Origin of the sequence: Streptomyces sp. NPDC097617, from assembly GCF_044761485.1 — a bacterium.
Taxonomy (GTDB): domain Bacteria; phylum Actinomycetota; class Actinomycetes; order Streptomycetales; family Streptomycetaceae; genus Streptomyces.
In genome coordinates this window covers 240,245-249,218 of sequence record NZ_JBIWCL010000009.1, presented here as the reverse complement: position 1 = coordinate 249,218, position 8,974 = coordinate 240,245, and the positions used below count along the sequence as shown (strand labels likewise).

Here is an 8,974-nt window from a genome sequence, read left to right as displayed (position 1 = left end):
CCTGCGGAAACGATGGTTCGACGACTGCTGGCCCGGATCGACGGCGACGCACTGGACCTGGCGGTCGGCCGCTGGCTCGCCGACCGCCGCAACCGAGCCGAGGGCCAGCTGCGTGGCTTGGCGGTCGACGGCAAGAGCCTTCGAGGAGCGGCCAGGGCCAACGGCCGCAAGATCCACCTGCTCGCAGCCCTGGACCACACCACCGGCCTGGTCCTGGCCCAGCTGGACGTGCAGGAAAAGACGAACGAAATCACCTGCTTCCAGCCGTTGCTGGAGACCATGGCCGACCTGGCCGGGGTGGTCGTCACCAGCGACGCCATGCACACCCAACGCGAGCACGCCGACTACCTCCTCGGCCGCGAAGCCCACTACATCGTGATCGTGAAAGGCAATCAGAAGAAACTCCGGAAGCAGCTCAAATCCCTTCCGTGGACAGAGATCCCGCTGCAGGGCCTCGTGAGGGGCACCGGCCACGGACGCGCGGAGATCCGACGGATCAAGGTGGCCACGGTCAACAGCCTGCTCTTCCCCGGAGCCCGGCAGGCCGTCCAGATCAAGCGCCGCCGCACCGACCGTAAGACCGGCAAGACCACTATCAAGACCGCCTACGCCGTCACCAGCCTCACCCTGAGCAAGCCGACCCCACTCAGCTGGCGACCCTGGTCCGTGATCACTGGCAGATCGAGGCCCTGCACCACGTCAGAGACACCACGTTCACCGAAGACGCCTCGCAGCTGCGAACCGGCAACGCGCCCCGGGCGATGGCCACCAGGCGCAACCTCGCCATCGGCACCCTGCGGCTGGCCGGCGCTACCAACATCGCCGCCGCTCTGCGACACAACGCCCGCAACGCGGACCGCCCGCTCGCCCTGCTCGGGCTCAAGTGATCACAAAACGGACGCCCGTTGACTACGCCGAAGCCCTGTGCGTCGGGCCCGATCGGGATTCAAGACACGCGACTCCCGGCGCGCGGCCCAGCATCAGGAGATTGCCCCAGCGTTAGTGGGGTTGGCCGCCTTCCTCATCTTCGCAGACCCCAGTGACAGGCCAACGGGCACGCTCGACTTGTCCGTTCTACCTCCGGCCGGGCGGTGAGGCATAACCCGGCGTGGTGTGATCCACATACCGCGGCCGTGCAACTGGCTGAGGGCACTCGCCACTGGTTTCCCCAGTTCTGCCGACAGACGCCATGGGAGCTCAACAATACGTATGACGGTCTGGGCAGCTCACTCATACAGAAGTATTCCGGCGGAAGAAATACTCCTCGCAACGCGCCGATCCTGCGTGCGGCGGCGCAGGGAAAATCGGCATTCGGTTCCCCGGGCCAGGTCACTGACTTCACTCAGGTCCTTCTACGCGGGCTGCGCGGCGCCGGGGCGAAGGAGGAGGGCAACACCGACCATTGGTTCGTTCCGTACACAGGTCTCCTCCATGCTCTTCACGTACTGCTTGAGAACGACCCGCCAGCCGGGGTCCGTCGACAGGAATTCAGATGGGGTGGCGATGCGAGCGAGGTGAACCTGACACATCTTCGCAACCCGCCCCGTGTCACCGTACAGATCGACTGTCTCCCCCCGGACACCGCTCAATATGCGACGCTGAAGCTCAGCTCCCAGCTGTGCAATTTCACGCGCTCCCGCCAGCCGTCCGTTGGTCCCTGGCGAGAGAGAGACGTGCCGGTCGACTATGCCTACCAGCTGGCCGCGAAGTACGACAACGGACGCTACCCGGCGTCGGCGCTCAACGTGTCGGTGCTGCCGCCACTACAGCGTTTGCATGTACCGGTGACGCCATGAACAGCCTCAGCATCTACGTCGACGTCCCGGACACACCGCGTGGTGCGGTGGTGCCGGTCGAGCTCGTCCACCTGGAATCCAGGCATACTGTCCGCGCCCTGGCGCGTATGGGTCTTGTAACGCTTGTAGACGCCTTCGCGGGTCCACTGTACGTTCAGGCGATACTCGTCGGCGGGCAGGTACTCAGCGCATTCGCCGACACCGAGGATGCCGAACCCGTCGTCCTTACGCTGGAGAGCGCAGCGTCCGAGGTCGGTGAAGGGTTCCCGATGAACGAGGCCCCACGGGTAGAGGGCGAGGTTCCCTCCCCACCATCCGAGCCGTACCGCGGCGCGTGGGCATGCCTGTGGCGCTCCATGCCGAGCGCGGGCTTGGAGGCGTCCTGGGAGCCCGTGCACTTCGAGCCCCACTCCGTTCGCTTCGAGCCGTCCGGATTGCAGTGGGACATCCAGAACAACTACAGCGACAGAGGATTCGCACTGCAGGTTGGTGGCGAATTCATACCGCAACGCTGTGTGCTGCTCCCCCCTACAAGCATCGTCACCGTGACGCTGACCTACACCGGACGGGGCGTCCATGACTTCGGCGCTGGATACACCCTGACCGCGCGTAGCGACGATGAGCACGCTGAGGCTCTCCTGGCCTACTCCGCAGCAGGCGAGCTCCCGGCTGCGCAGACCATCGCGGACGAGTACCTCGCGACGGAGAGGGACGTTTTCAGGAACGCTCTTGGCGCCATCGTCGGCGGTTACTACCTGCTCCGTACGCGTGCGCTGAGCCCGACGGACGACGGGCCAGGCGATCTTGCCGACGGGTACCCCGAGCTACCCGACGCGGCCGCCGTGCGCATCGGTCAGCTACTGCACTCGCCCAAGCCGGATCCTGAGGAATTGCGCAGCCGGGTCGATGATGCCGTGCACGCCGGCCTTCCCACCTACACTGACGGACTTCGGTTGTTGTACCGAGCCGTCGAACTGCTTGCTATCGACCACGACGACGAGCGGCTACAAACTACGCATGCGTGGCTACGCAGGTACGCGGACTGTACTGATTGGGACGCGGTCCTTACCAGCTTCCGAGGGGATCCGACCAACCCAACCGTTGAACCGCTGGTGGGACGTCTCAGCGAAGAATGCGTCGTGTCACTGACCGAGGAGGCGCACGTGGCTCCTCGCATCACCCGCCGGGAGGCGGTTGTCGTGGCCGGAATCGTGCGCAAGACCTTCGACTCCCCGGATGAGACGCGTCCCTTCGCGGAGGGAACGGGGAGGCTCGACCTCATCTCCACTGAAGGCGGTCCGCCGGTCGGGCGGGCCGTGTTCGAGCCTGGCTGGCAGTGGTCCAAGCACATCAAGCCCATCGCCGGTACTGACAGCTGCCAGTCGCACCATCTGGGCTATGTCCTCACCGGCCGGATGAAGGTCGTCATGAACGACGGTGAGACCGACGAGATAGGCCCCGGCGACTTCATTGACATTCAGCCCGGCCATGACGCCTGGGTGGTGGGCGAGGAGCCCTGTGTCGTACTCGGCTGGGTCGGTTTCGTCGACTACGCCAAGCCTTGAGCGGCCTCGGTTTTTCCGGACAGGCATCTGGCCGTTAATTTCACGCCGCGATTCGCAACCTCTGGTACTCGGCGTGGATTGCCCGAACCCAGGACATCAAGCTCATCGGCAAGACAGGTCTGGGAGACTGGGCCACTTGGGGCGTCCACTTCTCGAAAGTCCTGGACTCCGCGCGACGAGCCGCATGGTGTGACACCCGTCACGTCGACTCTCTCGAAAGAGACACAGCGACCTTGCTGGTTCACCGGACTGCCGAAGCCGCCCCCTGCTGTAAAGCGACACGACACGGGCGGGACACAGCAAGTGTCGGAACAACGTCGGCGAGGCAGGCGCCGAGGCCCAGCGAGGTCATCCGGGCCAGCCAGCGCAGGCCGCGCAGCTGGTAGTCGCGCAGGGTGGCCCGCAGCTGCGGCGGTGCCTCCAGGGCGTCGGGGCCTTCCTGCGGGTCGGCGGCCAGGCGCGCACGCAGTCCTTCCAGCGGACCGGTGGCCTCCACGTCGACCCGCTTGCCGTCGATCTCCGCCGACCCGGTCAGTACGGCGGCCAGCGCGTCGGCGGCCGCGATCTTACGGTCCTGGCGGGCGCGCGCCCGGCGGGCCTCGGCCGGATCGACCAGGACCCACCGGTCCCGCAGCCGGACCAGGGGGCGCTTCGCCTCGGCGAGGCAGTCGAGCTCGGCGCGGGTCAGATCGCCCTGGTCGCCGAGGGCGTGGCGCCAGCTGAAGGAGAGCAGGGCGCCGGGGGACAGCAGACCGGAGGAGCGGGTGTGCACGGCCTTGTCGTCGGGGGAGCCGAGGACGGCGCGGGCGCTCAGGTCGCGCAGGAGCCCGCGCGGCCAGTGCACGTGGACCCCGTCGGCGGCCAGGGCGGCGGCGGCTTCGCCGAGCAGCTCCGTGACCTCCTCGTCGGCGAGCTCGACGGCGTCCGGGACGCCCGTGCCCAGCAGCGGGGCGAGCGGGGGCCACAGCCGGGCGGCGCGGCGCAGGGCGCGGAGGGCGTCCATCCGGGCGCCGGGCGGGAAGGCGGCCGCGGCGGGCCCGGACCCGGCCCACACATCGGCGGCGTCGGCGACGAGGGCGGAGTCGGCGAGGCTGTGCATCTGGAGGACGGCCCGGAAGGCGGGAGCGGCCTCGGCCGGGGCCTCGGCGCCGGTCCAGTCCTCGGCCTCCGCCTCCGCCTCGGCTTGTGCGGCGGCCTCGGGGTCCCGTTCGAGCTCGATCCGCAGGGAGATCCGTACGCCGGCGTCATGGCCGGCGGCCACCTCGGCGGCCCAGCCGCGCAGCTCGGGGTGCATGTGGGCGGGCCGGGCGGCGTAGGCGGGCCCGCCGGCGGCCGCGGTGGCTGCGGGGGAGCGCGGGAGGGTATCGGCGACGGCGTCGAGGAAGGCCCGCAGCAGCGGCTCCGGCGCGGGCAGCCGGGGCGGCCCGTCGGCGTTCAGCGGTACGCAGTGGGCGGCGGGCGGCATCGCGGTGGCCAGTTCCCGGACCTCGTCGAGGTCGGAGGCCTCCAGCGGTCCGATCCGCCAGGCGTCGTGGCCAGCGGGGCTCAGCCCGGGCAGGAGCTGCCCGCGCGCGGCGAACCGCAGGGCGAGCAGCGCGGCGGCTCCCCAGAACGCCGTGGCGCCACTGCCGGCGGCTTCGACCTCGGCCTCGGCCCCGACCGCTGCGGACCGTGCGCGGGTGAGGAGCGGCAGGGCCTCGTCCACGGGCAGCACGAGCGCGACCACGCTGACCCGGTGCAGGTCGGGGGTGATGACCGTGAGCTCTTCATAACGGCCGCTACCACTACCGGCAGCCGAGCCGGTGTCCGCTTCGGTGTCGGCGTCGGGAGCCCGGCCGTCGGCTGGCCACAGGGCGATCCGGCCGCTGCGGGCCGGGTCGGCGGGAAGAAAGACGGCGCAGTGGTGGAGGAGGCCGGAGATCTCGGAGAGCACGCATTCCTCAAACTTGACTACCGGGTACAGGGCGGCCGACAGTACCCCACCGAGGGTGCCCGATGACGGTGGCGCGGCCGTGACCCGGGTCACTTTCCGGACGGTTCGGGTATGGGGGAACGCGCGGTCGGGGCGGCGCGTTGAGGGGGGTAGTGGTCGACGGCAGGAGGAGGTGTCCGCAGATGTCCACGAGCGGAAAAGTCGCGGTTGCCGGAGTGATGGCAGCCATCGTGTTGTTCTGGACCGTCGGGTTCTGGGCGGGGCTGCTGGTTCTGATCGGCGTGCCGGCCGCTGCCTACCTCCTGCTGGACTCCTCGCAGCGGCGTCGCCTGCGGGGTATATCCCGGAAGCAGATCGGCCGCTGACCGCGCTGAAGGCGTAGGACCTGTCCGGGCTCCGTTGGCGGTGCGGAGCCCGGCAGGCATGACCGTGGGACGGGCGCCCCGGGCGCGGTCGCCGGGCGGCGGTGGCGCCGTAGGGGTGTGGCCCACACGGGCGGCGGACGGGTCAGACACCCCATGTCGTTTGGTGTCAAGCGGCTTGGGGGTGGGCGTGGTGGGACCAGGCGGTTGCTTCGTCGTAGAGGGTGCGGGTTTTGAGGCAGCCGTGGAGGATGCCGACGAGGCGGTTGCCGACCTGGCGGAGGGCGGGGTTGTAGCCGACTTCGCGGGCGCGTTGCTTGTCGTAGTACTTGCGGGCTCCGGGTGAGGCCCGCAGGGCGGAGAACGCCTGGGCCTGGAGGGCGTCGGCGAGGCGGTTGTTGCGGACGTAGCGGGCCTGGACGTGGTGGCTCTTGCCGGAGGCCCGGGTGATCGGGCTGGTGCCGGCGTAGTTCTTGCAGGCCTTCGCGCTGGCGTAGCGGATGGGGTCGTCTCCGAACTCGGCAAGCACCCGGGCGCCGGTGATCTCGCCGATGCCGGGCATCGAGAGGTAGATCTCGGCGTCCGGGTGCGCCAGAAAATGCGTCTTCACCTGCCCTTCCAACGCGGCGATCTGCTCGTTCAGCGCGATCAGCAGCCGTGCGTGGGCCTCGGTGGTGGCCGCGTAGGCGGCGGTGACCGGCTCGGGCAGGCCGAGCTGCGGCTCGCGTAGAGCGATGCGGATCGTGGCGGCCTTCGCGTCGCGGTTGTGTCGTCGGTGGCGGGCCAGAACGGCGGTGATCTGGGTGCGGGTCAGTTTCGCCGCCGCTGCCGGTGTGGGTGCCTTGATCAGCAGTTCCAGCGCATCCGTGCTGGTCAGGGTCAGGTCGGCGTAGGCGGTCAGAGCGGCGGGGAAGTACTCGCGCAGCGTGGTGCGCAACCGGTGGAAGGTGCGGGTTCGTTCCCAGATCAGGGTCTGGTGGGCGCGGGCGACGACCTTGACGGCCTGCGCCTATTCGCTGTCTCCGGCCACCGGCCGCAGCTGGGCCCGGTCGAGGCGGACCATGTCGGCCAGCGCGTGGGCGTCGCCCTTGTCGCTCTTCGCGCCGGAGGATGCGTAGCGCTCCTTGAAGCGGACGACCTGGCGGGGGTTGATCGCGTAGACCTGGTAGCCGGAGGCTATCAGGGCCTGCACCCACGATCCGCGGTCGGTTTCGATCCCGACCACCACATCTTCCGGTTCCAGGTCATTGCCGCCGTGGCGGGCGATGAGTTCGTGCAGTCTGGCGATGCCCACCACCCCCTCGGGCAGGTTCGCGGTGGCCAGCCTCCGGCCGGCCTCGTCCTGGAGCTCGACATCGTGGTGATCCTCGGCCCAGTCATCACCGATAAGCAGCAACAGACCCTCCCCAGTCACGTACTTCACACAGCGGTGCAGCCTGCGGAAGGCGCGGCACGCGGCCTAATGGATCCAATGCTCACGCCCCGTGGGGCGGGCACGCCACCCCATCAGCGGTCTGGCCTCCCGGCCGACCAGCAAGGGCACGGTCTGACCCCAGAACTCGAACGGCTCCGGCGGCGATAGTGCTCACCTGCTGGCGGCTACGGAACCGAGCATTCCCCGGTTCCGTAGCTCCCATTAGGCGGCGCCGCTCACGACGGCCGGGGAGAGTTCCGGTGCGAGCAGCATGCCGGACGCGTGGTCCACGAGGTGCCGGAGCGCCCGCAAGTAGGTCTCGTCGCCACCCAGTTCGTCCAGGATGCGGTACGCCTCGGTGCGCAACGCCTCGATCTCCGTCCTGTACCGGTCGAGGGCGATGGATGTCCTCAGCAGGCCCGCGAGTTCGGATCTTGCGTGATGCGAGCGTCCGGCGGCGGCGCACAGGCTCAGGATGTGCTCCCTCGAGCCGGGCGAGGCGTCCTCGATCACCGAGGCGAGGAGATAGGTGACGGTGCCGTTGAGCAGGTCCTCGTGGCGGCCGGAGAGAATGTCTTCCTGGTCGTTGAAAATCTGCCACAGGATGCCGAAGAGGAAGCCGAATTCACGCCACAGTTCGATCTTCTCTTCCGGCGCGCCCGAGAATATCGCGGCCATTGCCGTGATCATTCCGAAGGGTGCGCCGGACTTGCTGCGATAGGTTTCGATCACCGATGTGCGCGAGGCGTCTCGGGCGCCCCCCCGCATGTCGTCGATCTGGCCGTCGACGCTGACGATCCAGCCGTTCAAGATCTCGGTGATGAGCGCGCTGCGTGTCGATGCCGGAAGATCCAGCTCCAGAAGGATCTGAATGGGCATTGCGTTTCCTGTGATGACGGACGCGAGCAGTGTCTCGTTCTCCGTGAGCTCACCGCAGAGGGTCGTCCCGTTGGCGTCCGCCAGGTCGTCGAGGTAGCAGGCCGAGGTCCACCACAGCAGGTGGACGGCGGACAGCGGAATGGCCGGCCTCGGGTTTCCGGTCTCTATGGCGTGGGCGAGCAGCGGCAGCACGGACAGGGGATGTCTCAGTTTGCGGTGGTCCAAGAGCTTGGCCACTGAGTCTCTGGTCGTGTTCGCCAGCGGACCGAGGCGCTCCAATGCCGTTTCGATCTCCGCGTCGATGTCCTGCGCGACTTCCCGATGCAGGTCCAGGTAGGACATGGAATTCAAGAATGGCCTCCGTCATGGAATGGGCCGTCGGGGCGGGGTCGCACCTTTGAGCCGCGTGACTGGCCGATTCGATCATTCCGGAGGGAGGGGATCCAGAGCGATTTCCAGCCCAATTGGCCGGTTCCATCTGGTCGTGGGGTCGAAGTGGCGCGGTGCCCGGAATCCGGGCACCGCAGGGCCGATCAGTAGTAGTCGCGCATCAATGCCGTCGCCCACTCCGGCTGCCGCCGTTCGCCGCGAGGCCCGAACTCGTCCATGTACGGCTTCAGATCGAGGACGGGCGTGCCGTCGACGGCGTCGAGGCCCTCCACGTGGACGTCCAGCCCGTCCACCTTCACCACCCGGCACCGCGAGACGCCCAGCCGGTTGGGCCGGTTCTTGCCGCGCTGCGCGAAGATGCCGACCAGGGGCCAGTCCGGATTGCCGCGGGGGTGCCGCGCGCCCGTCTCGATCTTCTCCACCGGCACCCGGTCGAAGTGGTAGACGACCTCGACGTGCGAGAACTCCTCCAACCCGTACAGCGCCTCCGGGCCGAACAGGCGGCGGTCCATGCGGATCACCGCCGTCTCACGCCCCCAGTCGTCATCGACCGCCTCGGCGCGGGCTCCCACGACCACACCCACCGGCTCGCACTCCACGACTGGCTCCACGACTGACTCCCCCCAGGTTTCGCC

The 8,974-nt window shown here is 68.6% G+C and carries 6 protein-coding genes and 2 pseudogenes; 4 read left to right on the top strand and 4 right to left on the bottom strand.

Annotated elements, in window-relative coordinates:
• Positions 1–12: 12 nt before the first annotated feature.
• From ACIQZO_RS17935 to ACIQZO_RS17925, 3 genes and pseudogenes are all read left to right on the top strand, one after another.
• A pseudogene (locus ACIQZO_RS17935) lies at positions 13–576 on the top strand (ISAs1 family transposase); the annotation flags it as partial.
• 557 nt (positions 577–1,133) lie between these two features.
• Entirely contained in the window at positions 1,134–1,796 is a 663-nt protein-coding gene (locus ACIQZO_RS17930) for a hypothetical protein (RefSeq protein ID WP_403627003.1), read from the top strand.
• On the top strand, positions 1,793–3,361 hold the full coding sequence (locus ACIQZO_RS17925; protein ID WP_403627000.1) for a cupin domain-containing protein: 1,569 nt from the start codon (positions 1,793–1,795) through the stop codon (positions 3,359–3,361). The genes ACIQZO_RS17930 and ACIQZO_RS17925 overlap by 4 nt, the downstream gene beginning before the upstream one ends.
• Positions 3,362–3,602: 241 nt before the next feature.
• On the opposite strand, the gene ACIQZO_RS17920 is transcribed toward ACIQZO_RS17925, so the two are convergent.
• A complete protein-coding gene (locus tag ACIQZO_RS17920) occupies positions 3,603–5,294 on the bottom strand; it encodes an SNF2 helicase-associated domain-containing protein (protein WP_403626997.1) in 1,692 nt (563 codons plus the stop codon).
• Positions 5,295–5,476: 182 nt separating this feature from the next.
• On the opposite strand from ACIQZO_RS17920, the gene ACIQZO_RS17915 reads away from it, so the two are divergent.
• Positions 5,477–5,659, top strand: coding sequence for a hypothetical protein (locus ACIQZO_RS17915; protein WP_403626994.1), 183 nt, complete (start codon positions 5,477–5,479; stop codon positions 5,657–5,659).
• A 166-nt stretch (positions 5,660–5,825) separates the two neighbouring features.
• On the opposite strand, the pseudogene ACIQZO_RS17910 reads toward ACIQZO_RS17915, so the two are convergent.
• The 3 genes and pseudogenes from ACIQZO_RS17910 to ACIQZO_RS17900 form a co-directional block, all read right to left on the bottom strand.
• Positions 5,826–7,052, bottom strand: a pseudogene (locus ACIQZO_RS17910) (IS110 family transposase).
• A 240-nt stretch (positions 7,053–7,292) separates the two neighbouring features.
• Positions 7,293–8,291 (bottom strand): polyprenyl synthetase family protein, encoded by a 999-nt coding sequence (locus tag ACIQZO_RS17905; protein WP_403626990.1) that lies wholly within the window; start codon positions 8,289–8,291, stop codon positions 7,293–7,295.
• 191 nt (positions 8,292–8,482) lie between these two features.
• Positions 8,483–8,938, bottom strand: a complete 456-nt coding sequence (locus tag ACIQZO_RS17900; RefSeq protein ID WP_403627045.1) for an SAM-dependent methyltransferase — start codon at positions 8,936–8,938, stop codon at positions 8,483–8,485.
• Positions 8,939–8,974 lie beyond the last annotated feature (36 nt).

Bases quoted from the DNA above. Each gene is read 5' to 3' on its own strand.
- ACIQZO_RS17925 (WP_403627000.1), top strand. From the start codon at position 1,793: ATGAACAGCCTCAGCATCTACGTCGACGTCCCGGACACACCGCGTGGT.
- ACIQZO_RS17915 (WP_403626994.1), top strand. From the start codon at position 5,477: ATGTCCACGAGCGGAAAAGTCGCGGTTGCCGGAGTGATGGCAGCCATC.
- ACIQZO_RS17905 (WP_403626990.1), bottom strand. From the start codon at position 8,291: ATGTCCTACCTGGACCTGCATCGGGAAGTCGCGCAGGACATCGACGCG.